Below are 25779 nucleotides of genomic sequence, written 5' to 3' on the forward strand. Positions count from 1 at the left end.
GCCGGGGCCGCCCCCCCCCCCGGGGGGGTGGGGGGGGGGGGGGGGCGCCCGCCCCCCCCCCCCCCCCCCCCCCCCCTCGCCTAAAGTGGCCTGCATGTCAGTGCAGCAGCGGTTCGGCGAGGGACATCGGATTCTGGTCAGCGGCGGGGCCGGTTTCGTGCCGTCGCATCTCGTCGACGCCCTCCTCGCGCGGGGCTGCACCGTCGTCGCCATCGACAACTTCGTCACCGGCTCGGCCGAGAACGTCGCGCACCTGGCCTCCGAGCCGCGGTTCACGCTCATCGAGGCCGACGTCACCGACGGCCTGCCGGCCCACCCCGCGATGACCGAGCGGTTCGACGCGATCCTGCACATGGCGTCCCCGGCCAGCCCGACCGACTTCGCGAAGCTGCCGGTGGAGATCCTCAAGGTCGGCTCGGCGGGCACGCTGACGCTGCTCGACCGCGCCGTCGCCGACCACGCGCGCTTCCTGATGGCCTCGACCTCCGAGGCGTACGGCGACCCGGCCGTGCACCCGCAGCCGGAGAGCTACTGGGGCAACGTCAACCCGATCGGCGTCCGCGCCGTCTACGACGAGTCCAAGCGCTTCGCCGAGGCGGCCACCATGGCGTACCACCGCTTCCACGGGCTCGACACGGCCATCGTGCGCATCTTCAACACGTACGGCCCCCGCATGCGGCCGGACGACGGCCGGGCGATCCCCACGTTCATCAGCCAGGCGCTGCGCAACGCCCCGATCACCGTGCACGGCACCGGGACGCAGACCCGCTCGATCACGTACGTCGACGACCTGGTCCGCGGCATCCTGCTGCTGCTGGACTCGACGGAGACCGGGCCGATCAACTGCGGCACCGAGCACGAGCTGACGATGCTGGAGCTCGCCGAGCTGATCGTGAAGCTGGCCGGCAGCGACTCGCGCATCGAGCTCCTCGAGCGTACGGCCGACGACCCGGAGCGGCGCCGCCCCGACCTCACCCTGGCTCGTACGCTGCTGGGCTACGAGCCGCAGGTCAGCCCCGAAGAGGGGCTGCGCCGGACGATCGAGTTCTTCGCGAAGTGAGCAATCCGCCGCAGTAGTGAACGTTTCACGAACGGTAATTGTCTCCCACGTTCGTGCCGAGCCGGTGTGGATGCACGGTTTGCGTCGATCCCGGCTCGTAACCTGAACTCATGTCTGCGATCTCGTCCCCTTGGGGTAGCCCCGCCGGCCGGGCTTCGGTGCCGGGATCGATGGGTATGCCTGGCGTCATGAACCGCGCCTCGATACCCGGCTCCTCCGGTCGAGTGGGCACCAGCCGTCCCGGCTCCGGCCGCGCGTACGGCGACCGCCCCGCTGCCGGCACGGGCCGCGCGTACGGGGGCAGCGACCGCCCCGCCGGACGCTCGTACAGCGACGGCGGGGACGACTGGCCGCCGCGCGGCGCCGGCGGCGGACCGGGTGGCCCCTCGGGACCGCCGCGGGGACCGGGTGGCGGACGGCCCGGCGGGCGCCCGTACAAGGGCCGGCGCAAGCCGCGATGGGGCCGCATCGCCCTGGTCGCCGGCGCCGCCGTGCTGGTGCTGGGCCTCGTCGCCGGCATCTCGCTGTACGGCTACGCCAACGGGCTGAACGGCGACCTGAAGCGCACCGACGCGTTCTCCGACCTGACGAAAGGCCGGCCGGTCAAGACCGTCGACGGGGCGCTGAACATCCTGCTGGTCGGCAGCGACTCGCGGGACCCGGACGCCTCCAAGGACACGACGAACGCCTGGCGCGCGGACACGCTGATCGTCATGCACATCCCGGCGGACCACAAATCCGCCCAGCTGGTGTCGATCCCCCGTGACCTGTGGGTGCAGATCCCGTCCGCGAACGACGCCGACTGCAGCAGCGGCAGCCGAGCCAAGATCAACGCGGCGTTCGCCTTCGGCGGCCTGCCCCGCGCCGTCCGTACGGTCGAGTGCATGACCGACGTGCACCTGGACCACGTGCTCGCGATCGACTTCGGCGGCTTCAAGGAGGTCACCGACGCGCTCGGCGGCGTGGACCTGAAGGTGGAGCAGTCCATCACCTCGATCCACAAGCCGCACCGCAAGTTCACCAAGGGCACCATGCACATGAACGGCACCGAGGCGCTCGACTGGATCCGGCAGCGCAAGCAGTTCCCGCAGGGTGACTTCGCCCGGATGCGGCACCAGCAGGAGTTCCTCAAGGCGCTGATGGACAAGGCGGCCGGCACCGGCACGCTGACCAACCCGGCGAAGCTGAACAGCTTCCTCAAGGCGGTCACCAACGCCATCACCGCCGACCAGGACTTCTCGCTCACCGACATGGCTCTGCAGTTCCGCAGCCTGCGCGGCGAGAACCTCACCTTCATCACCAGCCCCAACAAGGGCAGCGAGACCATCGCGGGACAGAGCGTCGTCGTCTCCGACCGGGAGAAGGCTTTGGCTATGTACAAGGCGATCGCTGCCGACAAGATGGGCGAGTGGATGGCGGCGAACAACCCGAAATCGGCGCAGTCCGGCGGCTGATCTCCCAAAAATCGGTCAAACGGCGCGGGTCGGTATCAATGGCCACCCGCGCCGTTTGCATGAACGCAGGGTGTCACGGACCTGAAACTCTCAAGGCCTCGCACGAGATCGAAGTTGAACGTACAGTGACATCCGCCGTTGGCCCCTAGCGCGCTTGGGAGAGCAGATGACCGTCCAAACCACCCGGCGTCCGTCGTCGCCGGAGCGGGACGGCAGTCGTACTCCCCCACGCAGCACCCGGCCGTCCGTGGCGCCGCCCAAACCCAAGAAGCGCAAGGACCCGATGTGGGCGAAGCTCACCGTCGTCTTCGGCGCGGTGCTGATGATGGGCAGCGGTGCGGGCATCGCGGGCACCAAGTGGCTGGTCAGCAACGCCACCGACGCGGTCACCCAGGAGAACCTGCTCGGCGGCAACCAGAAGGGCACGGCCGAGGGCGGCGGCGACATCAAGGGCCCGATCGACATCCTGCTGATGGGTGTCGACGCGCGGAAGCGCTGGGCGGTCGACGACCTGCGCTCCGACACGATCATCGCGCTGCACATCCCGGCCAGCCACGACCAGGCGTACCTGGTGTCGATCCCGCGGGACACGGAGATGCAGGTCCCGGCGTTCCCCAAGGCGAAGTACGCGGGCGGCACCGCCAAGGCCACCGAGGTGTTCTTCCACGGCGCGCAGAACGGCGGCGGCTGGGCGGGCGGCGCGCAGCTCATGGCGCAGACCATCAAGGCCAACACCGGGATGACCTTCGACGGCGCGGCGATCATCGACTTCAACGGCTTCAAGAGCGTGATCGACGCGCTCAAGGGCGTACACATGTGCGTCGACCAGGAGGTCAAGTCGCACCACATGCAGATCGTCAACGGCAAGCCGATGTACCTGGCCGAGGCCCGCAAGACCGCCGGCACCCACGAGCCGGTCGTGCACAAGAAGGGCTGCCGGGACATGGAGGGCTGGGAGGCCCTCGACTACGCCCGCCAGCGGTACGGCCTCAAGAACGGCGACTACGACCGCCAGCGCCACCAGCAGCAGCTGATCAAGGCGATCGCCAAGAAGGCGGCGAGCAGCGGCGTGCTGACCAACCCGCTCAAGGTGAACAGCCTCATCAAGGCGGCGGGCAAGGCGTTCGTGCTGGACACCGGCAACGTTCCGGTCATCGACTTCATCTTCGCGCTCAAGGGCGTCGCGGCCAACGACATGGTGCTGCTGCGGACCAACAACGGCACGTTCGCCGGCAACGGCAACGGCCGGGAGACGATCACGCCGAAGAGCATGGAGATGTACAAGGCGGTCCGGCAGGACAAGCTCTCGCAGTTCATCCTGGCCAACCCGGACGTCGTCGCCAACGAGAAGTAGTTCTACGCTGGTGTTGTGTTCGGACCCCAGGTACCCAGCGTGACCCCGGCGCAGGTCGAGCCGTCGGCCTATCTGCTCGACGTGCGCGAGCCCGACGAGTGGCAGGCGGGCCATGCCCCGCACGCCCACCACCTCCCGATGATGGAGGTGCCGGCGCGGATCGCGGAGATCCCCACCGACACCGAGGTCGTCGTGGTGTGCCGCTCCGGCGGCCGCTCCGGCCAGGTCGTCTCCTACCTCATGGGCAACGGCTGGGACAACGTGCGCAACCTCGACGGCGGCATGCACGCCTGGGCCGCCGCGGGCCGCGAGGTCGTCAGTGAGAACGGTCAGCCGGCCCACGTCCTGTGAGACCCGCGCGTCCCCTGGTCTTCGCACACCGCGGCGGCGCGGACGCGCTGCCCGAGCACACGCTGGCCGCGTACCTTCGGGCACTTGCCGACGGCGCCGACGGCGTGGAATGCGACGTCCGGCTGACCCGTGACGGTCATCTGGTCTGCGTCCACGACCGGCGGCTGAACCGGACGAGCAACGGCACCGGACGGGTGAGCAGGAAGACCCTCGCCGAGCTGGACGAGCTCGACTTCGGCTCCTGGCACGCCGCCGCGGCGGACGTGGCCGAGGAGGAGCTGGCCGAGCACACCCGGCTGTTGACCCTGGACCGGCTGCTCCAGGCGTTGTGCGAGCGCAACCGGCCGGTCCGGCTGCTCATCGAGACGAAACACCCGTCGCGGTACGGCGCCGAGGTGGAACGCAAGCTGGTGGAGACGCTGCGCCGGTACGGGCTGCTGGAACCGTCGCCGGCTGTGCCCGTACGGGTGACAGTCATGTCCTTCGCCGCGCTCGCCCTGCGCCGGATCCGCGCGCTCGCCCCCACCATCCCCACCGTCTACCTCCTGGAGATCCTGCCTCCGGGGGTCAGCCGGGGGCGGCTGCCGTTCGGCGCCCGCATCGCCGGGCCGGGCGTCGGACTGGTCCGGTCCCGCCGCAACCTCATCCCGACGCTGCGCGCCGCGGGACTGCAGACGTACGTGTGGACCGTGAACGAGGAGCGCGATCTCGACATGGTGCTCGCGGCCGGGGCGGACGGCATCATCACCGACCGCCCCGGGTTCGTGATCGAACGCCTGGAAAGCGCACGGCCGGTGTGACACGGGACACTCCGAGCCCGATCAGCGACAAGATCCACACTCTCCGCTCTGCCCAAACCCCCGGAAGCGAGGCACACTCGCAGACATGCCGGATGGACCCGACTACATCGCGCTGGCGCGGGGGCAGCTCGCGCTCCTGAGACGGATCGACACGGGCGAGACCGGCCTCGCCGCCCTGCAGCACGTCGTCCGGCTCGCGCTGGACGTGCTCGGCGGCAGCGGCGCCGGTTTCGCCGAGTGCGGTGCCGGTCACGGCCGCATCATCGCGGGCGCGGGCGACTGCGAGCACGCCCTGGGCCGCCGGGTCGACCACGACCGGCTGACCGGCGACGGCGCCGCCTACCTGCCGGTCGAGCCGGCCGGGGACGGCACCGGCACGGCCCACCTGCTCATCACGCGCTGCACGGTCGGCGATGTGCTCATCGGCTTCCTGTACGTCGCCTACACCGAGCCCGGCGCCGCGCCCGGCCCCGAGCACCACACGGTCCTCGACCTGCTCGCCGCGCACGCCTCCCACCTCTACGGCGACCGCGCCGGCCTGCCAGTCCACGGCGACAGCCCGGAGACGACCGGCGCCTGGCTCACCCCGGCTGGCGGTCCGCAGTCCCCGGCCGCCGCGAAACGCACGCACGAGGACCGCGACCTGTTCGTGGCGGTGACCAGCCACGAGCTGCGGACGCCGGTCACGGTCATCAAGGGGTACGCGGACACGCTGACCAACCACTGGGAGTCGCTCGGCGAGGCTGGGCGCCGGGAGGCCGTACGCGTCGTCGGCGCCCGCGCCGGTGAGCTCGCCCGCCTGGTCGACCGGCTGCTCTCGGCCACCAGCGACGACGGGGGGACCGGCGGCTCCCCGCCCGGCCCGTTCGACCTCGTGGACGCGCTGCGGGCGGCGGTGGCGGAGCTCCCCGAGGACCTGCGCCGCCGGCTCGTCGCGGAGCTCCCCGGCGAGCTGCCCAAGGCCTTCGGCGACCGGGAGTCGCTCGCCACGATCCTCACCGAGCTGGCCACCAACGCGGACAAGTACTCGCCGGCCGACACCGAGGTGACCGTGACCGCGGCCGCCGACGACTCGACGGTCACGTTCCGGGTCGCCGACCGCGGCATCGGCGTCGGTCCGGAGGACGTCGAGCGGGCGTTCGAGCGCTACTGGCAGGGCGACCCGGACGCCGACGGGCGCAACCCGGGCGCCGGCCTCGGGCTGTACCTCGTCCGCCGCATCGTGGAACGCCAGCGCGGCTGGGTGTCGCTGCGCCCGCGCGACGGCGGGGGCACGGTCGCCGAGGTCAGCCTGCCGCGGGCGTGAAGATCGATGTGGACACGGGTGGCCCGCGTCACCCGCGGCGGCCCGATACCGCCTAGGGTGGTTCGTCGTGAGCAAGCGTCGAAAGAACCCCCGGGGCGCCGCCGACGCGGCGCCCAAGCGCCAGAAGGTGCGTGACGTCTTCGTCGCCCGGCCGTTCGAGGGCCTGGCCGACGAGACCGAGTGGATCGCGCTGCGGGAACTCGTCCCGGCCGCCTCCGCGCCGCTGACCCTCAAGCCGGAGATCATCGAGGAGTACGGCGACCGCCCGGTCACGCTCTCCACGGTGCTGCCGATGGCGTGGCCGGCCATGACCCGCCAGGACGGCCGCGTCTTCGTCGGCCTCCAGCGCCACCTGCAGTCCGGTGACGTGTCCCGGGACGTCGCGGAGGCCATCCTGTGCGCGCTGCGTACCCAGCCCGGTGACACCGTCGCGGTTCCCGCGCTGCCCGGCGAGGGTCCCCGCCTGCAGGACATCCTCGAGGACGGCCCGCTCGACATCAGCATGCACGAGGGCTTCGAGTACTGGCTCGACGCCGAGCAGGCCGAGGACGCCAACGTGAAGGCGTCCCTCGAGCGGGCGAACGCGTCGATCTACCCGACCGTACGGATGTCCGCGGCGCACGCGGCGTACTGGTGCCGGGTGCCGGACAAGGCGCACGTGCGCTGGGTCCTGGCCGACCCGGAGGACGCGGCGCTGGACGCGCTGGCCCGCCTGTCGGCCGCGGGTGACCTGCTGCTCGGCGAGGACACGAAGTTCGCCGGCATGTTCCGCGCGCACGGGCTGCTCGTGCCGGTGTGGGACGTCCCGGGCGAGCCGGAGGCCGGCGACTGGGAGGCGCCGCTCGCCGACTTCGCCAAGCGGTACGCCGACACCCTCGCCGAAACCGCCCCGCTCGACGCCGCCGCGCGCCGCGCCAAGCAGGGCCTGGTCGGCCGCCAGCTCACGCTGCGCTGACCAGCCGGAACATCCGATCGCCCGTCGCGACCTCCGGGTCGCGGCGGGCGATTGCCGTGCGGGGGCTCTGCCCACTTTGGCCTTCTAGACGCCATCCGGCGGAACAGGGTAACCGTGAAGATGGCATTCATCCCCACTCATTCCGATTTCTATCCGGGTCTTCGGCTTGCTGGACTACCGGGTCAATCACCTACGGTCTTCCTCTAGAAGCCCCGCGGAACCCTTGCCGAAGGCGCGGTTGACCTCGCGCCGACGCGCAAGGAGCGACACCCGCACAGCCCGCGGATGCCGCCCCAGTGATCCTCGCGGGGAAGCCCGTCAAAGCCCACACCGGAGGTTCCGCTTGACCGTAACAAGGGCACGAAGACCGGACAACGGAGAGTCCCCGCAGCCCCGGACCGCCGCGATGACGGCGGTGCGATTAATGAATGCGGCCAGAGGGGTCCTTCTCGCCGCCGCCGCGCTGACGGCCGCTGTCACCACCCTCCTCCAGCTGTTGAACAAATGACATGACGGGCCGGCGCCTCACCGCGCCGGTCCGTCGACCGCTCACGACATCGCCGGACGATGCCGCTACATTCGGCGGGATGGAGGACCTGTTCGGCGGGCGGGAGCTCGACCGGGACGTGTGGCTGCCGTACTACCTGCCGCATTGGAGTTCGCGGGAGGCGTCGGCAGCCACCTACCGGGTGCGCGGCGGCGAGTTGACGTTGAGCATCCCGCCGGAGCAGGGCCTGTGGTGCGAGGGTACGCACGCCGAACCGCTGCGGGTCTCGGCGGTGCAGAGTGCGAGCTTCTCCGGGCCGGTGGGCAGTCCCGTCGGCGGCCAGCCGTTCCGCGAGGGGCTGCTGGTCGCCACGGAGGAGCCCGGCTTCTTCGGGTACACGCCGCTCTACGGGCACGTCGAGGTGCGGGCCCGGGGCATCGTGACGCCGCGGTCCATGGTCGCGTTCTGGATGTCCGGGATCGAGGACAAACCCCATCATTCCGGCGAGATCTGCGTGATGGAGATCTTCGGTTCCTCCGTACGGGACGGCTCGTGCGAGGTCGGCATGGGGCTGCACAGGTTCCGCGACCCCGGCCTCACCGAGGACTGGGCGGCGCCGCGCCTCGACATCGACGTCGCGGAGTTCCACACGTACGGCGTCGACTGGGCGCCCGGCTCGCTCTCCTTCACGGTCGACGGCGAGGTCGTCAAGCGCGTCGGCCAGTCACCGAACTACCCGATGCAGCTGATGCTCGCCGTCTTCGACTTTCCCGCGAAGGGCGGTCCGGCGGCCGTTCCCGAGCTCATCGTGTCGCACGTGCGGGGGGACTGAGCGGCGCCCGCTCGACCGGGCACGACATGCAGCGCGGGCCGCCGCGGCCGGAGCCGAGCTCGGAGCCGCTGATCGCGATGACCTCGATGCCGGCGCGTTCCAGCTGCGCGTTGGTCTCGACGTTGCGCTCGTACGCCACGCACAGCCGTGGGGCCAGCGCGAGCGTGTTGTTGCCGTCGTCCCACTGCTCCCGCTCGGCGGTCACCGGGTCCAGGCCGGTGTCGATGATGCGCAGCCGGTCGATGCCCATCGCCTCGGCCGCGGCGACCAGGAACGGCCGGCCCTCGCCCACCACCGGTTCACCATCGAAACCCTTGGTCACCGGGTACGCCCGCAGCGCGTCGGCGACGTTCGGATACATCACCACGGCGTCGACGTCGACCATCGTGCAGACGGTGTCGAGGTGCATCGTGGCGCGCTCCTGCGCGATCGGCACCACGAGGATTGTCTCCGCCAGGCCGGCCGCGAAGACCCGGCGGGCCAGCCGCTCGGCGCCGGCGGGCGTGGTGCGCTCCCCCACGCCGATCGCGAGCACGTCCGGGGCGAGCAGCAGCACGTCGCCGCCCTCCACGTGCTCGAGGCCGGGGGTGTACAGCAGCTCCGTGCCGGCGAACCGGGGGTGGTGCGTGTAGATGGCCCGGGTCAGCGTGGTCTCGCGGTTGCGGGCGGGCATCGCGAGGCTCGTGACCGCCACCTTGTCGCGTACCCATACCGACGAGTCGCGGGTGAACAGCAGGTTCGGCAGCGGATCGATGACGAAGTCGTGCCGGTCCATCAGCTCGTACACCAGGCCGCCGGTCCGGCCGGGTCCCGGCTTGACCTCCTCGTGCGCCAGGCCGGCCATGAGCACGTGGGCCAGCTCGGGCGGGGCGAGGTCGGCCAGGTGGGCGGCGACGCGCTCGCGGAGGGTGTCGCCCAGCCGGGTCGACTCCAGGACGCTGCGCGTGAGTTCGGCCCGGGCCTCGGCCACCGCGAGCGTCTCCTCCAGCAGACCGCCGAGGTAGAGCACCTCCACGCCGCGGTCGCGCAGGGCCTGGGCGAACCGGTCGTGCTCCTCCTGCGCCCGGCCGACCCAGGGGATGCCGTCGAAGAGGAGGGAGTCGTTGTTGCGCGGGGTGAGCCGGGCAAGCTCGGCGCCGGGCCGGTGCAGGATCACGGTGGCGAGGCGGCCGACCTCGCTGTCGACGTATGGGGCCACGCCGTCGAGCCTAGATCCTGCGGCCGGATCCAGCGCGGTGAGCCGATTTTGTCTCCACTGTCCGCATCCGTCCTGTGACCTAGCGCCAAGATCCGGGAGACGGATGCAGACCTGCTAAGGGTCGGCTAACTTGACGGAGGACGTTTCGGATCCCAGGGGAGCCCTAGGTCGCGTGATGCACCATACGGAAAAAGAGCTTGTGCGTGAATGCGGCATTCATCCCCACTCATTCCGCTTTCTCTCCTGTCCCACGGGTTGCTTGAGTACCGGGTCAAACACTTACCGTAGTGGAAAGAGAGCCCGATGGACCTTTTGCCGGAGGTCGCAGTGACTGTCTTCCCCGCCCGCCCACCCGCCCTTCCCGCTCCGCACCGCAGCTACCCGCCAGCTCTGGAACCCCGTCGCGACGCACCACCCGCGGCGTTGGAGCCGGTACGCCCCAGCCCCGTCGAGTGGGCCCGCCGCCGCCGCGCCGAACGTGACGCCCGCCGTCTCGAGGCCGCCGGTGCCCGTGCGCTGACCCGCCTCGACCGCCTGGGCCCCGCGTGGCACATCGTCGACTGGCCGCGTACCGACTCGCAGGCGTACGAGTACGACCCCAGCGACAACCGCGCCGGCTTCCTGGCGATCGGACCCGGCGGCGTGTACGCCGTCACCGTCGCCGACCACGGCCGCGCCCGCGTGCTGATCGCCGGTGACGTGGTGCAGATCAACGGCAAGCGCCCGGCGTACGTGTCCGAGGCCCGCCGTGACGCCAAGCGCGCCGGCCGGGCGATGAGCTCCGCCGTGGGCATCACCGTGCCGGTCACGCCCGTGCTGGCCTTCGTGGGCTCCGGCGTGATCAGCGTGCACGGCCTGCCGAAGGACTGCCTGGTGGCCACCCACAAGGAACTCGACCGGCTGCTCATCGCCGGCGGCGCCCGCATCTCGCCGGCCACCGCCAGCAAACTGTCGGCCGTGGCACAACACCCCGCCACCTGGGCCAACGCGCCATACCGGCCGGCCGGCGACTATCGCTGGTACGCGGGCGGCCAAACGGCCGCTGACAAGCGGGCAACCCGCCGGTAACGTTCCCTGCAGTGCACCGCTCGCCGTCGAGGCTTGACGCGAGCGACGCCGGCCGGACACTCGAGGTGTGAGACCGTTGGAGTCTCGGGACCTCGCGGTCCGGCCGGAGTCGGGTCCGCCGGACGGCACGCAGATCAGGGAGGTGCGGGTGGCGCACGTCGAGCTCTCACTCTCGGGAGCGTTCGTGCCACAGGCGCGGACGCCGGTCGAATCCGAGTTCGTCTCGAACATCGACCGGTGGGCCGCGACGGTCTGGCAGGCCGTCGAGCCGTGCCTGGTGCTCGACGTGAGTTCCACCATCGTCGCCGTGTCGCCGTCCGCCAGCGACCTGCTCGGCCTGGCCAAGGGCGCCGAGGTCGTCGGCCGGCCCCTGCTCGGCGGCGACGGGGCGCTGCGCCTCATCGACTTCACGGCCGGCGGAGGCGACCTCAGCGAGCAGGAGATCGAGAAGATCCCACCGCTGCTGGCGCTGACCTCGGAGCGGCTCGCCCGGGGCCTGATGCGCATCCAGCCGCCCAAGGGAAAGCGGCACGTCACCGTGGACGCGATCGCCACGCCGATCTCCGAGACCGGCCGGGTCGTCGCCTCGCTGACGTTCTTCTCCGCGATCCGCTACTGACCCGCGGTCACCCATGTGGTGATCACCGCACCCATCACCCATTGGGGTGACGGGGGTTCGGACCGTAGTCTTCCCTCATGCTCGATCTCGACCTGCTCCCGGAGGAGTACGCGGTGTGCCGGCTGCCCGCCGGTTCCCCCCTGCCCGCCTCCCTGAGCAACGGTCCGGACGACAAGAGCGTCATCTCGGTGACCTGGACGCCGGACGAGATGTCGATCATCTGTCCGAGCGACCGGGTGCCCGACGGCGCCACGGTGGAGGCGGCCTGGCGCTGCCTGCGCGTGGTGGGACCGCTCGACCTGGCGCTGACCGGGGTTCTCGCCTCGCTGGTGACCCCGCTGGCCGACGCCCGGGTCAACATCATCGCCTTCTCGACGTACGACACGGACTATCTGCTGGTGCCGCGGGTGCGCCTGACCGAGGCGATGGACACGCTCTCGGCCGTCGGCCACCGCATCGCGGTCTGACGGTCCGTGCACCGCGACCGGATCGAGACCTTTGTCCGGGCCCCGGACGACCTACCATGAGCGCGTGCTGCGGGATGTTCGACGCCGGGCCGCCCGGCGGCTGCTGCCGTTCGTGGCCGCGCTGACGGCGCTCGCCGCGTGCGGTGAGCCGCCCGCGCCGCCGGCCAGTTCCCCGCCCGAGCCGGCCGGGAGCTCCAGCGCCGGGGCGTCGGCTTCGGCGTACGCGCCGGGTGTCGTGCCCACTGTGCCGACGACGCTTCCCCCGGCCGGGCTCCCCACGGCAGGGCTGCCCACCGGTGGGGTGCCGCCGGCGTACACGCCGTACACGCCTTTCACCCCGCCGGCGACCACGGGGGCCACGCCGGCGACCACGACCCCACGGACGCCGGGGCCGCCGGGAGCGCCGAAATGCACCGCCGGGCCGAGCGCCGCGCAGGTGATCGCCGTCGTGAAGGGCACGCCCGGCATCCCGGACCGCGAGCTGAAGGTCATCGACGGGCCGTTCTGCTCGGGTACGTGGCAGATCGCGACCGTCGAGATCGTGGCCCGGGACGCCGAGCAGAAGTACGAGCCGCTGTTCGTGGTGACCACGGGCAAGCCGTCGACGCTCCGGCTCGTCGAGGCCGGCACCGACGTGTGCAGCCAGCAGGTGCAGAACGACGCCCCGGCGGGCATCCGAGTGCGCGCGTGCGGCGCGTGAGGTGCGGTTCGCCATAGGGTGGTGGCATGCCCGGCACGCCACCGACCCGATTCGTGTATCTCGGCCCCGAGGGGACCTTCACCGAGCAGGCCCTGCGGACCATCCCCGCCGCCGAGCGGGGGATCCGCACCCCGGCGCGGAGCGTGCCCGAAGCACTCGAGGCGGTGCGGGCCGGTGAGGCCGACGCCGCCCTGGTGCCGCTCGAGAATTCCGTCGGCGGGGCCGTGCCGGTCACGCTGGACGAGCTCGGTACGGGCAGCCCACTGGTCATCACCCGCGAGGTGGTGCTGCCGGTCGAGTTCGTGCTCGGATCGGCCTCGCTGACGCCGCTCGCGGCCATCCGTACGGTCGCCGCGCACCCGCAGGCCTCCGCGCAGTGCCGCAACTGGCTGCGCGCCAACCTGCCCGACGCGGTGGTTGTCGACATGCTGTCCAACGCCGCCTCCGCCGCGGCCGCAGCGGCCGGTGAGTACGACGCGGCGATCTGCGCCCCGATCGGGATCCCGCGCAACAACCTCACCGTGCTGGCCGAGAAGATCGCCGACCACGCCGACGCGGTGACCCGCTTCGCGCTGCTGTCCCGCCCGGCCGCGCCCGCCCCGCCGACCGGGGACGACGTGACGTCGCTGGCCGTGATGATCGCGCACGACCGGGTCGGGGCGCTGCTGTCGGTGCTCACCGAGCTGGCGGTCCGGGGCATCAACCTGTCCCGCATCGAGTCCCGGCCGACCGGCGAGCAGCTCGGCGTGTACGTCTTCTTCCTCGACTGCACCGGCCACGTCGCGGAGCCGCGGCTGGGCGAGGCGCTGCAGGGCCTGCGCCGGATCTGCGCGGAGGTGCGCTTCCTGGGGTCGTACCCGCGCCACCGCTGGTCGAGGCAGGCGCAGGAAGAGCCGCTGCCGACGCAGCCGGGACTGACCAACGAGGACTTCGCGGACAGCGCGGCGTGGCTGGCCCGGCTGCGGTCCGGCGAGCCGTCCTGATCCACGCACGCAGAATGAAGGGCCAGGGCCAGCGAATGCTGGGCCCCGGCCCGGCCTCGACGGGAGTTGCGGTCCGCACCACCCACCGAGCTACGACATGAAGTTCTTGATCTTGCTCTTGGGCTAGCCGCCCAGCAGGTTGCCGAGGATGCCGCCCTGCTGCTGCTGGCCCTGCGCGGCGCCGGCGAGGCCGCCCGGCGGCTCCTCCGACGGCTGCACGACCACGAAGCCCTGGCCGGCGAAGCTCATCGTGAAGCGCTCGCCGGTGGTGCGGCCCAGCAGCGTGCCGAGGCCGAGCTGCTCGGCGCGGTGGTAGCCGGTCTGCAGGTTGGCCGACCAGCAGATAGCCGCCTGCGGGTCCACATAGGTGGGCTGGTCGACCGTGAGCACGACCGGCGTGCCCTTCGTCGTCACCGCGATCCGGCCGTGGCCGGTGAAGACGCAGTTGAACAGGCCCGCGTTGGACATCATGCCGGCGCCCTGCACCATCTTGATGTCGTAGGTGAGCGACGAGTCGAAGGCCAGCACGTTCGCGCCGTTGATGGACAGGGCGTCGCCGGGCTCGAGGTCGATCAGGTGGATGTCGGCGGCGCGCTCGGCGAGGAAGACGTCACCGCGGCCGGACACCCGCATCAGCGGTACGCCCTCGCCGGTGAGCTTCTGCTTCAGGAACTTGCCGATGCCGCCCGAGCCCAGCGCCTCGAACTGCACCTGCCCCTGGTACGCGACCATCGAGCCGACCCGGGCCATGAAGTCGCCGTTCAGCTCCGCCTTGAGCAGTTTCGAATTCTGCAGCCGGAGACCGGGCTGGGCCGACTCCTTCTCGAGGTTGTCCGCCGAGAACAGATCGCTGCGCATGAAGGTCCTCCTGTAAGCGTGGAGTATCAGGGTAGGACCGGACGGCAACGGTGAGGGCTCGGACGTTCAGCCCCAACCCAGCTCGTGCAGCCGGTGATCGTCGATGCCGAAATGGTGGGCGATCTCGTGCACCACCGTGATGGCCACCTCGTCGATGACGTCCGTCTCGGTCTCGCAGACGTTCAACGTGGGCAGCCGGTAGATCGTGATGGTGTCGGGCAGCACGCCGGCGTAGTCCCAGCCCCGCCGGGTGAGGTCGATGCCCTGGTAGAGCCCGAGCAGGTCCATGCTGCCGTCGGGTGGCAGGTCCTCGACCAGGATCACCACGTTGCTCATCGTCCTGAGCAGCTCGGCCGGCACCTCGTCGAGGGCCTCGCCGACCAGTTCCTCGAAGCGTTCACGGCTCATCTCGACCGGCACGCCGACCATTGTGCTCCACCGGCGGCGTTTTCCGGTGGCCGTGCCGCGGCGCTCCGCCCACCCGGGAGCGGGCGGAGTGCGCGCGGGCCGGATCAGGCCAGGGTGGCGCTGAGGGTGATCTGGGCGCCGGGGGAGAGCAGCCGCGAGATCGGGCAGTTCTCCTTGGCACCCTCGGCGAGCTTCTGGAACGTGTCGGCGTCGACATTCGGGACGTCGCCGACGGTCTCCAGGTCGATGCGGGTGACGCCGAAGCCGGCGTCGGTCTTGTCGAGGTGCACCTTGGCGGTGGTGTCGACGGAGGTGGGGGTGAAACCGGCGTCCGCAAGAGCCTTCGAGAACGCCATCGAGAAGCAGCCGGCGTGCGCGGCGGCGATCAGCTCCTCGGGGTTGGTCCCCTCGCCCTCCTCGAAGCGGGACTTGAAGGAGTAGTTCCCCTCGTACCCGCCCTTTCCGGTCTTGACGGTTCCGGAGCCCTCGGTGAGGTTGCCCGACCAGCGGGCGGAAGCAGTGCGAATAGGCATACCGACGACGCTAGTCCATGTCCCGCGTCGCTGGTCGGCGGACGGCCCGCGGGACATGATGGGTGTCATGTCGCAGAGCCAGGAAGCCGTGGTCGAGTTCGGCCCCGCCGGCGACGACGGACCGCCGCGCCGCCGCACCGGGATCGGCGGTTTCCTCGCCGGGACCCTGCGGGACCGCCGGCTCGTGCCGGTCGCCGCGGCGCTCGGTGCGCTCGCGCTGTTCGGCTCGCTGATCTCGGAGTGGCAGATCACCGCGATCGACGAGACGGTCCTGCGCGGGGCCGACACCGGCCAGCGGCCGTTCACGACCACGATCGCCGATCTCGGCGGCTGGGGCGGCGGCTATCTGGCCGGGCTGTTCCTGCTGGTGACCGCGACCGTGCTCACGCTCTTCGGCCCCGTCGCGGGGCGGGCGTACGCGCGCCTCACCGCGTTGAGCGCCGGTGGGTTGCTGCTGGCCGTGGTGGTGACGCTGTGGTCGTACCTGGGGGAGACCAGCCGGATCGTCGGGCAGATCGACGCGATGACCCTCGACGACGACCAGATGCAGGTGTCGGTGGGCCGCGGCCTGTGGTGCGCGGGGGTCGGTGTCGCGTTGGTCACGCTCGCCGCATGGCTCGCCGGGCGCGGCCTCCCGGCGCCCACCGCGGCCCCGGGGGAGGCTCCGGGAGCCGGTGCGGGCGAGGAGCCCGTGGAGCCGGTGTGGGCGTGGCGGCGGCCGCCCGCCGAGGAGGAGACCCCGGAGGCGCCGTTCGACCTGACCGTCGCGCCGGTCAAGCCGTGGACCGCCTCGGACGACAGCCGCGACAAGGCGGACCCCGGCATATCCGGGTGAAGATCGGACAGCGCCGCCGGTAGGCTCATCAATCGTGATTGACCTGCGTCTGCTCCGCGAGGACCCCGAGCTGTTCCGTGCCAGCCAGCGGCTGCGCGGCGAGTCCGCCGACAAGGTGGACGAGCTGCTGCGCGCCGACGAGGAGCGCCGATCGGCCACCCAGCGCTTCGAGGCCGTACGGGCGGAGCAGAAGTCCCTCGGCAAGCAGGTCGCGAAGGCCTCCGGCGACGAACGTTCGGCGCTGCTCGCCCGCACCAAGGAGCTCGCCTCGGAGGTCAAGACGGCCGAGGCCGCGGCGAGCGCGGCCGACGAGGCGCTGCGCCGGGCCCACCTGGCCGTGCCCAACCTGGTGGAGGACGGCGTGCCGCCCGGCGGCGAGGACGATTTCGTCGTGCTCCGCGAGGTCGGCGAGCGGCCCGCCATCGACAAGCCCCGCGACCACCTCGAGATCGGCGAGGCGCTCGGCGCGATCGACACCGAGCGCGGCGCCAAGGTCTCGGGCTCGCGGTTCTACTTCTTGACCGGCGTGGGTGCGCTGCTGCAGCTGGGCATGCTGCAGATGGCCATCGCCCAGGCGGTGGAGCGCGGCTTCACGCCGTCGATCACGCCGTCGCTGGTCCGGCCGGAGGCGATGGAGGGCACCGGGTTCCTCGGCTCGCACGCGAGCGAGGTGTACCGGCTCGAGGCCGACGACCTGTTCCTCGTGGGCACGTCGGAGGTGCCGCTCGCGGCGTACCACTCGAACGAGATCCTGGATCTGGAGGGCGGCGCGGAACGGTTCGCCGGCTGGTCGTCGTGCTACCGCCGCGAGGCCGGCTCGCACGGCAAGGACGTCCGCGGCATCCTGCGCGTGCACCAGTTCGACAAGGTCGAGATGTTCTCGTTCTGCAAGCCCGAGGAGGCGCAGGCCGAGCACCAGCGGCTGCTCGCCATGGAGGAGGAGATGCTCGCCAAGGTCGAGGTGCCGTACCGGGTGATCGACGTGGCAGCCGGCGACCTGGGCTCGAGCGCGGTCCGCAAGTACGACTGCGAGGCGTGGGTGCCGTCGCAGGGCCGCTACCGCGAGGTGACCTCGACGTCGAACTGCACCACGTTCCAGGCGCGGCGGCTCAACATCCGCTACCGGGACTCCGACGGCAAGGCCCAGACCGCGGCGACGCTCAACGGCACGCTCGCGACGACCCGCTGGCTGATCCCGATCCTGGAGAACCACCAGCAGCCGGACGGCTCGGTGCGCGTACCCAAGGCGCTCCAGCCGTACCTCGGCGGCCGCGACGTGTTGGAACCCCTATCCAACCGCCCCGCCCGCCACCCATAAGAACGACTGAAGGCTGACCGCTGACGCGGAATACACCGGCCCGCTACCAGAAGTCATAGCCGCTGGTAGCCGGGCCGGTGTAACGTTTTCCTTCCGCCCTCCGCGGGGGTCTCGTGACCCACGGAGGTTCCCATGGCGAAGCCCGGGCTGCCGAAGCTCATCGCGACCGACCTCGACGGCACGCTGGTGCGCAGCGACGACACGGTGTCCGACTACACCCATGACGTGCTGGACCGGGTCCGGGCCGCGGGCATCCGCATCGTCGGCGCTACCGGCCGGGGGCCGCGGCTGACCGAGCTCACCCGCAACGACATCCGGGCCGCCGACTTCCTCGTGCTCGCCCAGGGCGGCTGGGTGATCGACCAGAACGAGTCGCAGGTGCTGCGCAGCGCCCGGCTGCCGGGCCGGGACCTGGGCATCGCGCTGGAGAACCTCGAGGCCGAGGTCGGCCCCCTCTCCGTCATGGTCGAGGCGCTCGAGCACGAGGACTCCCCGCTCTGGGGCGACTACGACCCGACCTGGCGCTACCCGGTGACCCTGGAGCGACGCGAGCGGGCGGAGTGCCTGACCGGAGACGTGATCAAGGCTTTCGCCAGGTGCTTCGGCCGCGACGTCGACGACCTGCTCGCGGCCGCCCGCCGGGTCGTGCCCGCGCACGTGGCATCGGTCACCCAGGCCGGCCTGAACTACGTCGAGATCTGCCCGCCGGACGTCGACAAGGGCACCGGCCTGGCCGTGGTCGCGCAGGCCGTCGGCGTCGACCCCGCGGACGTGCTGGTCTTCGGCGACATGCCCAACGACCTGCCGATGTTCGCCTGGGCCGGCTGGGGACGGGTGGCCGTGGGCAACGCACACCCGGAGCTGCTCGCGGTCGCCGACGACGTCACGCTGACCAATGACGAGGACGGCGTGGCTGTGTTCCTCGACCGGCTACTGTCGAGGTGATGCATGCGCCATTCCGCCTCGTCGCCTCCGACATCGACGGCACCCTGATCCGCGGCGACGGTTCGCTCAGCCCCCGTACCACCGAAACCCTCGACCGGCTCCAGCAGCGCGGCATTCCCACCGTGCTGGTCACCGGCCGGCCGGTGCGCTGGCTGCGCCAGCTCTACGACCAGATGGCCGAGCCGCTGCCCGCCGTCTGCGCCAACGGCGCCGTGGTCTACGACCCCGACACCGACGAGATCCTGCGGGCCGCCCCGCTGACCACCGAGCTGCTGCTCGACGTCACCGAGCGGCTGCGCGAGGCCGTGCCCGACGTCACCCTCGCCGTGGAGGTCGATGACGGCAGAAGCTTCTGGTACGAGGAGAAGTGGCCGCTGCACTGGGACGGGGAGCACCACACCGTACGGGTGCTCTCCGCGCCGGAGGAGCTGACAAGCGTACCGGCGGTGAAGCTGCTGGCCCGGTCGGCACGGCACGAGCCGGACGAGTTCGCGGAGCTGGTCAGCCGTACGCTCGGCGAATTGGCGACCGCGACCCACTCCTCCTCGTCGGCGCTGGTGGAGATCTCGGCGGCCGGGGTGACCAAGGCGGCCGGGCTCGCCTGGCTCTGCGAGCGCGAGGGCATCGAGGCCGGCGAGGTCGTGGCGTTCGGGGACATGCCGAACGACCTGCCCCTGCTGGCGTGGGCAGGCCGTTCCGTGGCGATGGGCAACGCCCACCCCGCCGTCAAGGAGGTCGCCGACGAGGTCGGTCTCACCAACGACGAGGACGGGGTGGCCGTCTACCTGGAGAAGCTTTTCCAGCTGTAGCGCCTCACAGGTACTGGCCCGTGCGGCCGGTGCCGTCGCCGCCGCCCTGGCCCGGCATCCCCGGGATGATCCCGTTCGGGCCCATCGGCAGCGCCGGGCGTCCCTGGCCGCCGCGCATCTGCTCCAGCTGCAGGCGCGCCGCCATCTGCTGCGCGACCAGCGCCGCCTGGATGCCGTGGAACAGCCCCTCCAGCCAGCCGACCAGCTGGGCCTGGGCGATGCGCAGCTCCGCCTCGCTCGGCGGCGTCTCGGACTCGAACGGCAGCGACAGCCGCTCCAGCTCCTCCTGCAGCTCCGGCGCCAGGCCGTCCTCCAGCTCCTTGATCGAACGCTGGTGGATCTCCCGCAGCCGGCCCCGGCTCGCCTCGTCCAGCGGCGCCGCGCGAACCTCCTCGAGCAGCTGCTTGATCATGCTGCCGATCCGCATGACCTTCGCGGGCTGTTCGATGAGATTGCCGGGCTCCTCGGCCTTCATCGTGCCGTCGGCCTCCACCGTGCCCATGGGGCGGCCGTCCGGGCCCACGACGATGACGGAGCCGTCGTCCTGCTTGTCTGCGGTACGGGTCTCGTCGGTCATGCGAACCATCTTCCCTCGCATGGTCCATGGCGCCCGCCGAGGGCCCCCTTCGTCAGGGACGGAGTTCGGCCACCGCGCACTTCACGCTGCCGCCGCCGCGCTTGAGTTCGCCCAGCTCGACGTGCACCGGGGTGTAGCCGGCCGCGCGTACCTTCTCGCCCATCGCGGTGGCCTCCGTGTTGAGCACCACATGGCGGCCGTCGCTGACCAGGTTCAAGCCGAAGGCCTCGGCGTCGGCGCGGTCGGCGATGACCGCCTCCGGGAAGAGCTGGGCCAGCACTCGCTGCGACGCGGGGGAGAAGGCCTCCGGGAAGTAGGTGACGTTGCGGTCGTCGAGCGCCGCGAGCGCCGTGTCGAGGTGGTAGTACGCCGGGTCCACGAGCTGCAGGGAGATCACCGGCCGGCCCAGCACCTCCTGAGCCTCGGTGTGCGCGACCGGCTCGGTGCGGAAGCCGTACCCGGCGAGGATCAGGCCGCCGTACGCGTCGGGCAGGTACGCGAAGTCGCCCTCGCCCTCGTTGACGTGCTCGGGGTCGGTGAATTCCCACGAGCCGGAGACGTAGAAGTGGCGGTGCGCAGCGGCCTCGGCGGCACGCTGGGGGTACGCGAAGCGCGCGCCGTACACCTTGCCGTCGACGGAGAACGCGCCGTTCGCGGCGTACACCATGTCGGGGAGCTCGGGACGCGGCTGGAGGACGTGGACGGTGTGGCCGAGGTCCGTCAGGGTCTCCCGGAGCAGTTGCCACTGTTTGAGCGCGAGCGCCGGGTCGACCGGGACGGTGGTGTCCATCCACGGGTTGATGGCGTACTCGACCGTGAAGTGCTCGGGCGGACACATGAGATATGTCCTGGTTCGCGGCAAGCGCTCCGTGTGGCTCATAGAGGTAAAGCGTAGGTAGGGTGGCACGCAGGAAACAGCTCGATCCCTTGTCCGCGAGAGGCTAATCGTTGCGCATGGACGCGGTAGATCAGCGAATCATTGCGTTACTGGTGGCCGACGCGCGCTCCTCGTACGCGGAGATCGGCGCGAAGGTCTCCCTGTCCGCGCCGGCGGTGAAGCGACGGGTCGACCGGCTCCGCGCCGAAGGGGTCATCAAGGGATTCACGACCGTCATCGAACCGGCGGCCGTGGGGTGGACGACCGAGGCGTTCGTCGAGCTGTTCTGCACGGGACGCACGACCCCGGCGCAGATCACCGTCGCGACGCGCCGGCATCCCGAGGTGGTGGGGGCGTACACGGTCTCGGGTGAGGCGGACGCGCTCGTGCACCTGCGGGCGGCGGACATCGGGCACCTCGAGCAGGCCCTCGAACGCCTGCGCGCGGAGCCGTTCGTGACGTCGACGCGCAGCATGGTGGTGCTGTCCCGGCTGGTCGAGACGCCCACCCCGGTGCCCGCGCCGAGCTGACCGTCGGATTTCGCGGGAACCCGGCGGCTGGATTTCGCGGGAACCTGGCGGCTGGATTTCGCGGGAACCCGGCGGCGTCACCGGGCGTCCCACCCCCATGTCGCGCCGTTCCTTGCTCTGCGCCGCCCTCGCCGTCGCGCTCCCGCTCGCCGGCTGCACCTCCGACCCGGGGCCGGAGCCGCAGCCGCCGCCCGCCCCCGTCTCGTCCGGGGCGATGCGACTCGTCGCCTTCGACTCCTGCGAACGCCTCTCCGCCGACCTCAAGCGGGCGGCCAAGGCCAGCGTCGGACCGTACGGGTTCCCCGGCAGTGCCCCCATGCCCGAGGCGATGGCCGCCGGCGGGGCGCGGACGATGGCCGACAGCGCGGGTGCGGCGGCTCCTGCTTTCTCGGGTACGAACAACCACGAGCAGGACGCCGACGAGCCCGACATTGTGAAGACCGACGGCCGGCGCATCGTCACTGTCCAGAACGGCACGCTCCGGCTGATCGACGCGGCGACCCAGCGGCTCATCGGCAAGCTCGACCTCGGCCTCCCGCTCGCCGGCGACCAGCTGGACCTGCTGCTCTCCGGCAACGTGGTCCTGGTGCTCGCATCCGGCGGGACGGGCCGGTACCGCGCCGACGACGGAACGCCGGCACCCGTCGGGCCGCAGGTGCTGTCGGTGGACATCAGCGGACCGCCGCGCGTCATCAGCCGCTACAAGGGCGAAGGCACGCTGGTCGACGCCCGGCTCACGGGCTCCACGGCCCGCGTCGTCCTGAAGACCTCACCGCGCATCACCTTCCCGATGAACCGGCCGGACGACGACGACGCCGACCGCATCAGCGCCAACCGCGCCGCCATCGACGCCGCCCCCGCCGACGCCTGGCTGCCCGCCTGGGAGATCACCACGGACGGCACCACCAGCAAGGGCACCGTCGACTGCGGCCGCGTCAGCCGGCCCACCGACTACTCCGCCGCCTCGATGGTCAGCATCCTGACGTTCGACCTGACCCGGCCCGCGCTCGGCACCGGCGACCCGGTCACGGTCGTCGCGGACGGCGACACCGTCTACGCGACCGGCGACAGCCTCTACCTGGCCGGCGACCAACGCTGGCGGCTCGACTGGTTCAAGGGCCGCGCCGCCGCGCCGGTCCGGCAGGAGACCGACCTCTACCGCTTCACCACGACCGGCAACCAGCCCCCGGTCTACGCGGCGGCCGGTCACGTCCCCGGCTTCCTGATCAATCAGTACGCCCTCAGCGAATGGAACGGCCACCTGCGCGTCGCCACGACCGACGAAGCCAAGGGCCAGTCCGCCGTACGCGTGCTCCGCCAGGACGGCGAGAAGCTCGTGCAGACCGGGGAGGTCGACGGCCTCGGCAAGGGCGAGCGCATCTACTCCGTACGCTTCATCGGCCCCCGCGGCTACGTGGTGACCTTCCGCCAGACCGACCCGCTCTACAGCCTCGACCTGAGCGACCCGGCCCACCCCCGCGCCACCGGCGAACTGAAGATCACCGGCTACTCGGCGCACCTGCAGCCGGTCGGGGAGAACAGGCTGATCGGCGTCGGACAGGAAGCCGACGGCAACGGCCGCATCCAGGGCACCCAGATTTCGCTGTTCGACGTGTCCGACCCAGCCAAGCCGGCCCGGCTGGCGCAGCACAAGATCCCGGCCGGCCAGTCCGAGGCCGAGTACGACCCGCACGCGCTGCTGTGGTGGCCGGCGACGAATCTGCTGGTCGTACCGCTGACGGCCTGGCCAACCACCGACCGGGCGATGCCGACGGGCGGCGCGGTGGCGTTGCGGGTCACCGGGAGTGGGCTGGAGCAGATCGGGATGGTCGACCAGGCGACGGTACGGCGGTCGCTGGTGGTGGGGGAGGTGTTGTGGACGTTGTCGGATGACGGGCTGCGGGGGTCTCGGTTGTCCACGATGGAGCGGGTGGCCTGGCTGCCTAACGCTTAGGTCCTGGGGTGCCTGGGCCGGCCCTTTCCGGGCCGGCCGCCTTCCCCGGGCCGGGGCCGGTTCGCGGGTCCGTTCGGCGGGTTCGGGTGGTTCGCGGGCTACAGGTACATGCCGGGGCGGTGGTCGCCGGGTTCCGGGGCCGCCTTGGCCGGGGCGGGCTTGTCGCCCTCGCCGAAGAACCGCTTGCCGCCGAACTCGCCGTGCAGGCGGTCGTCCAGCTCGTCCGCGAGCCCGGTCATCACCTGCACGGCCAGCATCAGGTGGGTCGCCTGGAAGTTGCGGCCGAACACCGGAATCGACGCCCACACCGTGTCCTGGGCGCAGTACAGGCGGCCGATCGGCATGCGGTTGGTGAGCTCCGACAGCTTCACGTACAGCTGCTCGGTGGGCTCGACCTCGGTGAGGATCGGCGAGAAGACGTCCACCAGCGGCGGGTTGTCACGAACCCGGACGAAGACCATCGCCGAACCGGCCCGGATGCCGATGTCACCGTCGGTGTCGACCTGAAGCTGGTCGACGGTCGTCTTGGACATGGTCGCGACGACCGTGCGTACGCGCTCCTCCAACGGCACCACCTCGTCGGCGGCGTTGGCGAGGGCCTCGGACAGCACGCCGTCCTCGTCGAGGTCGTCGAGGCTGAGCTCCTCGTCGATCGAGGGCTCGTGCCGGGCCGTGGCCAGGGGAGCGGTCTCGATCGGCTCGTCCTCCTCATCGTGCACCAGGTACACGAGGAAGGCGGGGTGCGGGGCGCCGTACACGTCACGCAGCGTGCGAGAGACCACTGTCGCGAGCTGCTTCGCCGCGTCGACCGTCGTCCGCAGGCCGAACGAGTCACCCGAGCCGGGAAGCACCCCCGGAGGCGACCAGCCCAGGGCCACCAGGCCGGCCACGGACGAGCGGTCCATCCTGTACCCCTCGGGCAGGCCCGCATTGCCGACCGCCAGCGCCTCGATGACGCCGTCGGGCAGCACCCGAATACTCACCGAGTACACGGCGGTGCCGGTCCCGGAAGCGGTCGGATCAAGGGTGAGATCGACGTGCGCGCCGGGCTCGAGCGTGGGCAGCAGCCCGGCCAGCGCCGCAGCGAACTCCCGCCACGCCTCGGTCACCTTGGCCCGCAGGTCGGCCGTGGTCGGCTCATCGAGCAGCACACCCTCCGGCTGCTCGGCCATGTTCTCCGCCGTCATGATCGTCACCTCCGCCCGCCACCCTATCGAGCGAACCGTACGCCCACCGGCCGCGTCTCATTCCCGCCGGGTGTGAGGGCTTCGGGGGTGCGGTCTTCAGGGGCTGACGCTCGACCTTTGCGGGCGGACGCGGGCTTTGTCGCGGGCTGCCGCGGGGGTTTGTCGCGGCCCGCCGCGGGGGTTTTGCCGCGGGCTTTGTAGCGGGCCGCAGTCCGCTTCGTCGCGGGCCGCTGCGCGCTTCGTCGCGGGCCGCTGCGCGCTTCATCGCGGGCCGCTGCGCGCTTCATCGCGGGCGGACGCGCGCCTTGTCGCGGGCCGCCGCTTGCTTTATCGCGGGTGGCGGTGGGCGGTGGTCAGTCCGTGTTGTTGCTCGGCCATTTGAGGGCGAGTTCGCTGATGCGGGCGGCGGCCGCCGCCGGGTCCGCGCCGCGACCGACCGCGATGCCCATCAGGTAGGCCGTCACCGGCGCACCGGGGCGCACGACGTTGTGCGCGACATCCCGGGCGACGTCGAGCACCGCCTGCTGGTCCAGGTCGGCGGGGGAGAGGCCCAGCTCCGCGGACGCGAGCTTGATCCACTCTTCGAGGACGTTCATCGGGCCCATTCCTCCGCGGTTCGCAGGTCGTCGTCCGTGTCGCAGTCGAACCAGGGCGGCGGCCCGGGCCTGCGCCACGACACCTCGATGAAGCGCAGGTGGTCCAGCAGGGCGTGCATCGAGGCGCCGTGCAGGCTGCCGCGCTCCTCGGCCAGCTTGGCGACAGCTTCGCGCAGGGCGGTCGTACGCCACACCCCGCAGAGCGTCTGCCGCCGGCCCTCGGCGTCCCGGTAGACCGCGCCCTGCAGGGGAGCGGATTCCACCGTGAGCCGCAGCACGTCGATCGCCTCACCGGTGAGGAGGGGCAGGTCGGCGGCGAGCAGCGCGGTGAAGCTGACGCCCTCGGGAACCAGCGCGAGCCCCGCCGCGGTGGCCGCGACCGGCCCACCGCCGGGTGGATCCTCGCTGGTCGAAGCCACCTCGACGGGCAGGTCCGGGGGTACGCGGCCGACGACCACCTGAGGGTCGGCGTCGTGCACCGCGGCGAGCACCCGGGTCAGCATCGACTGCCCCGCGACCGGGATGGCAGCCTTGTCAGCCCCACCCATCCGACGCGCTGCACCGCCGGCCAGCACCACCGCCGCGAATCCCCCCACGTACGTACCGTATCCCGCCGAGCCGTCGAGCGTGACTGTGCGGAGCCCGACACCGCGTGGGCCTGGAACTTCACCGGGCTTTCGTGCTGGTCGCGGGCGTACGGCGCCACCGTGCGGGCTCG

Annotated in this window: 28 protein-coding genes; 19 read left to right on the forward strand and 9 right to left on the reverse strand. The window is 71.5% G+C overall.

What is annotated here, in order from left to right; translation table 11 throughout:
* The first annotated feature begins 94 nt into the window (after positions 1-94).
* The 8 genes from IT780_RS20230 to IT780_RS20265 all read left to right on the forward strand — a co-directional run bounded on the left by IT780_RS20230 (position 95) and on the right by IT780_RS20265 (position 8599).
* Positions 95-1060, forward strand: coding sequence for a UDP-glucuronic acid decarboxylase family protein (locus IT780_RS20230; RefSeq protein ID WP_199513179.1), 966 nt, complete (start codon positions 95-97; stop codon positions 1058-1060).
* 110 nt (positions 1061-1170) lie between these two features.
* Positions 1171-2514: an LCP family protein gene (locus IT780_RS20235; RefSeq protein WP_434062843.1), complete on the forward strand. Its 1344-nt coding sequence runs from the start codon at positions 1171-1173 to the stop codon at positions 2512-2514.
* Positions 2515-2680: 166 nt separating this feature from the next.
* Positions 2681-3868 carry an LCP family protein gene (locus IT780_RS20240; RefSeq protein ID WP_199513181.1) on the forward strand — a complete coding sequence of 396 codons (1188 nt, stop codon included), beginning with the start codon at positions 2681-2683 and terminating at the stop codon, positions 3866-3868.
* A 15-nt stretch (positions 3869-3883) separates the two neighbouring features.
* Positions 3884-4219: a rhodanese-like domain-containing protein gene (locus IT780_RS20245; RefSeq protein WP_199513182.1), complete on the forward strand. Its 336-nt coding sequence runs from the start codon at positions 3884-3886 to the stop codon at positions 4217-4219.
* Entirely contained in the window at positions 4216-5019 is an 804-nt protein-coding gene (locus IT780_RS20250; protein ID WP_199513183.1) for a glycerophosphodiester phosphodiesterase, read from the forward strand. The genes IT780_RS20245 and IT780_RS20250 overlap by 4 nt, the downstream gene beginning before the upstream one ends.
* An 85-nt stretch (positions 5020-5104) precedes the next feature.
* Entirely contained in the window at positions 5105-6325 is a 1221-nt protein-coding gene (locus IT780_RS20255; protein ID WP_199513184.1) for a sensor histidine kinase, read from the forward strand.
* Positions 6326-6392: 67 nt separating this feature from the next.
* Positions 6393-7280 (forward strand): DUF5926 family protein, encoded by an 888-nt coding sequence (locus IT780_RS20260; protein ID WP_199513185.1) that lies wholly within the window; start codon positions 6393-6395, stop codon positions 7278-7280.
* Positions 7281-7867: 587 nt separating this feature from the next.
* Complete coding sequence (locus IT780_RS20265) at positions 7868-8599, forward strand: glycoside hydrolase family 16 protein (protein WP_199513186.1); 732 nt, start codon at positions 7868-7870, stop codon at positions 8597-8599.
* Here IT780_RS20265 and IT780_RS20270 read toward each other — a convergent pair.
* Positions 8571-9797 (reverse strand): arginine deiminase, encoded by a 1227-nt coding sequence (locus tag IT780_RS20270; RefSeq protein WP_199513187.1) that lies wholly within the window; start codon positions 9795-9797, stop codon positions 8571-8573. The genes IT780_RS20265 and IT780_RS20270 overlap by 29 nt on opposite strands.
* 327 nt (positions 9798-10124) lie before the next feature.
* Between IT780_RS20270 and IT780_RS20275 the strand changes: the two genes are divergently transcribed.
* From IT780_RS20275 to pheA, 5 genes are all read left to right on the forward strand, one after another.
* Positions 10125-10865 (forward strand): hypothetical protein, encoded by a 741-nt coding sequence (locus tag IT780_RS20275; protein WP_199513418.1) that lies wholly within the window; start codon positions 10125-10127, stop codon positions 10863-10865.
* A 148-nt stretch (positions 10866-11013) separates the two neighbouring features.
* Positions 11014-11484, forward strand: coding sequence for a hypothetical protein (locus IT780_RS20280; protein ID WP_199513419.1), 471 nt, complete (start codon positions 11014-11016; stop codon positions 11482-11484).
* Between the two features lie 77 nt (positions 11485-11561).
* The gene (locus IT780_RS20285) at positions 11562-11951 is read left to right on the forward strand and encodes an ACT domain-containing protein (protein WP_199513188.1); all 390 of its coding nucleotides are present in this window, start codon (positions 11562-11564) and stop codon (positions 11949-11951) included.
* A gap of 64 nt (positions 11952-12015) precedes the next feature.
* Complete coding sequence (locus IT780_RS20290) at positions 12016-12651, forward strand: hypothetical protein (protein WP_199513189.1); 636 nt, start codon at positions 12016-12018, stop codon at positions 12649-12651.
* A 26-nt stretch (positions 12652-12677) separates the two neighbouring features.
* Positions 12678-13634 carry a prephenate dehydratase gene (gene pheA / locus IT780_RS20295; RefSeq protein ID WP_199513190.1) on the forward strand — a complete coding sequence of 319 codons (957 nt, stop codon included), beginning with the start codon at positions 12678-12680 and terminating at the stop codon, positions 13632-13634.
* A gap of 123 nt (positions 13635-13757) precedes the next feature.
* Here pheA and IT780_RS20300 read toward each other — a convergent pair whose 3' ends face one another.
* From IT780_RS20300 to IT780_RS20310, 3 genes are all read right to left on the reverse strand, one after another.
* On the reverse strand, positions 13758-14492 hold the full coding sequence (locus IT780_RS20300) for an AIM24 family protein (protein ID WP_199513191.1): 735 nt from the start codon (positions 14490-14492) through the stop codon (positions 13758-13760).
* Between the two features lie 66 nt (positions 14493-14558).
* Complete coding sequence (locus IT780_RS20305; RefSeq protein ID WP_199513192.1) at positions 14559-14921, reverse strand: metallopeptidase family protein; 363 nt, start codon at positions 14919-14921, stop codon at positions 14559-14561.
* 83 nt (positions 14922-15004) lie between these two features.
* The gene (locus IT780_RS20310; RefSeq protein ID WP_199513193.1) at positions 15005-15433 is read right to left on the reverse strand and encodes an OsmC family protein; all 429 of its coding nucleotides are present in this window, start codon (positions 15431-15433) and stop codon (positions 15005-15007) included.
* 67 nt (positions 15434-15500) lie between these two features.
* Here IT780_RS20310 and IT780_RS20315 point away from each other — a divergent pair, with 67 nt between their 5' ends.
* The 4 genes from IT780_RS20315 (at position 15501) to IT780_RS20330 (ending at position 19340) form a co-directional block, all read left to right on the forward strand.
* Complete coding sequence (locus tag IT780_RS20315; protein ID WP_199513194.1) at positions 15501-16268, forward strand: hypothetical protein; 768 nt, start codon at positions 15501-15503, stop codon at positions 16266-16268.
* A gap of 34 nt (positions 16269-16302) precedes the next feature.
* Positions 16303-17586, forward strand: coding sequence for a serine--tRNA ligase (gene serS / locus IT780_RS20320; RefSeq protein WP_199513195.1), 1284 nt, complete (start codon positions 16303-16305; stop codon positions 17584-17586).
* Positions 17587-17718: 132 nt separating this feature from the next.
* Complete coding sequence (locus IT780_RS20325) at positions 17719-18531, forward strand: Cof-type HAD-IIB family hydrolase (RefSeq protein ID WP_199513196.1); 813 nt, start codon at positions 17719-17721, stop codon at positions 18529-18531.
* Positions 18531-19340: an HAD family hydrolase gene (locus IT780_RS20330; protein ID WP_199513197.1), complete on the forward strand. Its 810-nt coding sequence runs from the start codon at positions 18531-18533 to the stop codon at positions 19338-19340. The genes IT780_RS20325 and IT780_RS20330 overlap by 1 nt, the downstream gene beginning before the upstream one ends.
* Before the next feature lie 4 nt (positions 19341-19344).
* Here the strand turns inward: IT780_RS20330 and IT780_RS20335 are convergent, their stop codons facing one another.
* Together IT780_RS20335 and ddaH are read right to left on the reverse strand one after the other, a co-directional pair.
* The gene (locus tag IT780_RS20335) at positions 19345-19917 is read right to left on the reverse strand and encodes a bacterial proteasome activator family protein (RefSeq protein ID WP_199513198.1); all 573 of its coding nucleotides are present in this window, start codon (positions 19915-19917) and stop codon (positions 19345-19347) included.
* 52 nt (positions 19918-19969) lie between these two features.
* Positions 19970-20797: a dimethylargininase gene (ddaH, locus tag IT780_RS20340; RefSeq protein WP_199513199.1), complete on the reverse strand. Its 828-nt coding sequence runs from the start codon at positions 20795-20797 to the stop codon at positions 19970-19972.
* Between the two features lie 68 nt (positions 20798-20865).
* On the opposite strand from ddaH, the gene IT780_RS20345 reads away from it, so the two are divergent.
* Entirely contained in the window at positions 20866-21324 is a 459-nt protein-coding gene (locus IT780_RS20345) for an Lrp/AsnC family transcriptional regulator (RefSeq protein WP_199513200.1), read from the forward strand.
* A gap of 97 nt (positions 21325-21421) precedes the next feature.
* Positions 21422-23278 carry a beta-propeller domain-containing protein gene (locus IT780_RS20350; RefSeq protein WP_199513201.1) on the forward strand — a complete coding sequence of 619 codons (1857 nt, stop codon included), beginning with the start codon at positions 21422-21424 and terminating at the stop codon, positions 23276-23278.
* Between the two features lie 98 nt (positions 23279-23376).
* Here the strand turns inward: IT780_RS20350 and IT780_RS20355 are convergent, their stop codons facing one another.
* From IT780_RS20355 to mobA, 3 genes are all read right to left on the reverse strand, one after another.
* Positions 23377-24465, reverse strand: coding sequence for a T3SS (YopN, CesT) and YbjN peptide-binding chaperone 1 (locus IT780_RS20355; protein WP_199513202.1), 1089 nt, complete (start codon positions 24463-24465; stop codon positions 23377-23379).
* A 353-nt stretch (positions 24466-24818) separates the two neighbouring features.
* Positions 24819-25061, reverse strand: coding sequence for a DUF6457 domain-containing protein (locus tag IT780_RS20360; RefSeq protein ID WP_199513203.1), 243 nt, complete (start codon positions 25059-25061; stop codon positions 24819-24821).
* Positions 25058-25657 carry a molybdenum cofactor guanylyltransferase gene (mobA, locus tag IT780_RS20365; RefSeq protein WP_307831278.1) on the reverse strand — a complete coding sequence of 200 codons (600 nt, stop codon included), beginning with the start codon at positions 25655-25657 and terminating at the stop codon, positions 25058-25060. Before mobA ends, IT780_RS20360 begins: the two co-directional genes overlap by 4 nt.
* Positions 25658-25779 lie beyond the last annotated feature (122 nt).

Source organism: Nucisporomicrobium flavum (genome assembly GCF_016464385.1).
Lineage (GTDB): Bacteria > Actinomycetota > Actinomycetes > Mycobacteriales > Micromonosporaceae > Actinoplanes > Actinoplanes flavus_A.

Coding starts and splice junctions, on each gene's coding strand:
- IT780_RS20230 (WP_199513179.1), top strand. CDS start 95: ATGTCAGTGCAGCAGCGGTTCGGCGAGGGACATCGGATTCTGGTCAGC.
- IT780_RS20235 (WP_434062843.1), top strand. CDS start 1,171: ATGTCTGCGATCTCGTCCCCTTGGGGTAGCCCCGCCGGCCGGGCTTCG.
- IT780_RS20240 (WP_199513181.1), top strand. CDS start 2,681: ATGACCGTCCAAACCACCCGGCGTCCGTCGTCGCCGGAGCGGGACGGC.
- IT780_RS20255 (WP_199513184.1), top strand. CDS start 5,105: ATGCCGGATGGACCCGACTACATCGCGCTGGCGCGGGGGCAGCTCGCG.
- IT780_RS20265 (WP_199513186.1), top strand. CDS start 7,868: ATGGAGGACCTGTTCGGCGGGCGGGAGCTCGACCGGGACGTGTGGCTG.
- IT780_RS20285 (WP_199513188.1), top strand. CDS start 11,562: ATGCTCGATCTCGACCTGCTCCCGGAGGAGTACGCGGTGTGCCGGCTG.
- pheA (WP_199513190.1), top strand. CDS start 12,678: ATGCCCGGCACGCCACCGACCCGATTCGTGTATCTCGGCCCCGAGGGG.
- IT780_RS20300 (WP_199513191.1), bottom strand. CDS start 14,492: ATGCGCAGCGATCTGTTCTCGGCGGACAACCTCGAGAAGGAGTCGGCC.
- IT780_RS20305 (WP_199513192.1), bottom strand. CDS start 14,921: ATGGTCGGCGTGCCGGTCGAGATGAGCCGTGAACGCTTCGAGGAACTG.
- IT780_RS20310 (WP_199513193.1), bottom strand. CDS start 15,433: ATGCCTATTCGCACTGCTTCCGCCCGCTGGTCGGGCAACCTCACCGAG.
- IT780_RS20315 (WP_199513194.1), top strand. CDS start 15,501: ATGTCGCAGAGCCAGGAAGCCGTGGTCGAGTTCGGCCCCGCCGGCGAC.
- IT780_RS20325 (WP_199513196.1), top strand. CDS start 17,719: ATGGCGAAGCCCGGGCTGCCGAAGCTCATCGCGACCGACCTCGACGGC.
- IT780_RS20330 (WP_199513197.1), top strand. CDS start 18,531: ATGCATGCGCCATTCCGCCTCGTCGCCTCCGACATCGACGGCACCCTG.
- IT780_RS20335 (WP_199513198.1), bottom strand. CDS start 19,917: ATGACCGACGAGACCCGTACCGCAGACAAGCAGGACGACGGCTCCGTC.
- ddaH (WP_199513199.1), bottom strand. CDS start 20,797: ATGAGCCACACGGAGCGCTTGCCGCGAACCAGGACATATCTCATGTGT.
- IT780_RS20350 (WP_199513201.1), top strand. CDS start 21,422: ATGTCGCGCCGTTCCTTGCTCTGCGCCGCCCTCGCCGTCGCGCTCCCG.
- IT780_RS20355 (WP_199513202.1), bottom strand. CDS start 24,465: ATGACGGCGGAGAACATGGCCGAGCAGCCGGAGGGTGTGCTGCTCGAT.
- IT780_RS20360 (WP_199513203.1), bottom strand. CDS start 25,061: ATGAACGTCCTCGAAGAGTGGATCAAGCTCGCGTCCGCGGAGCTGGGC.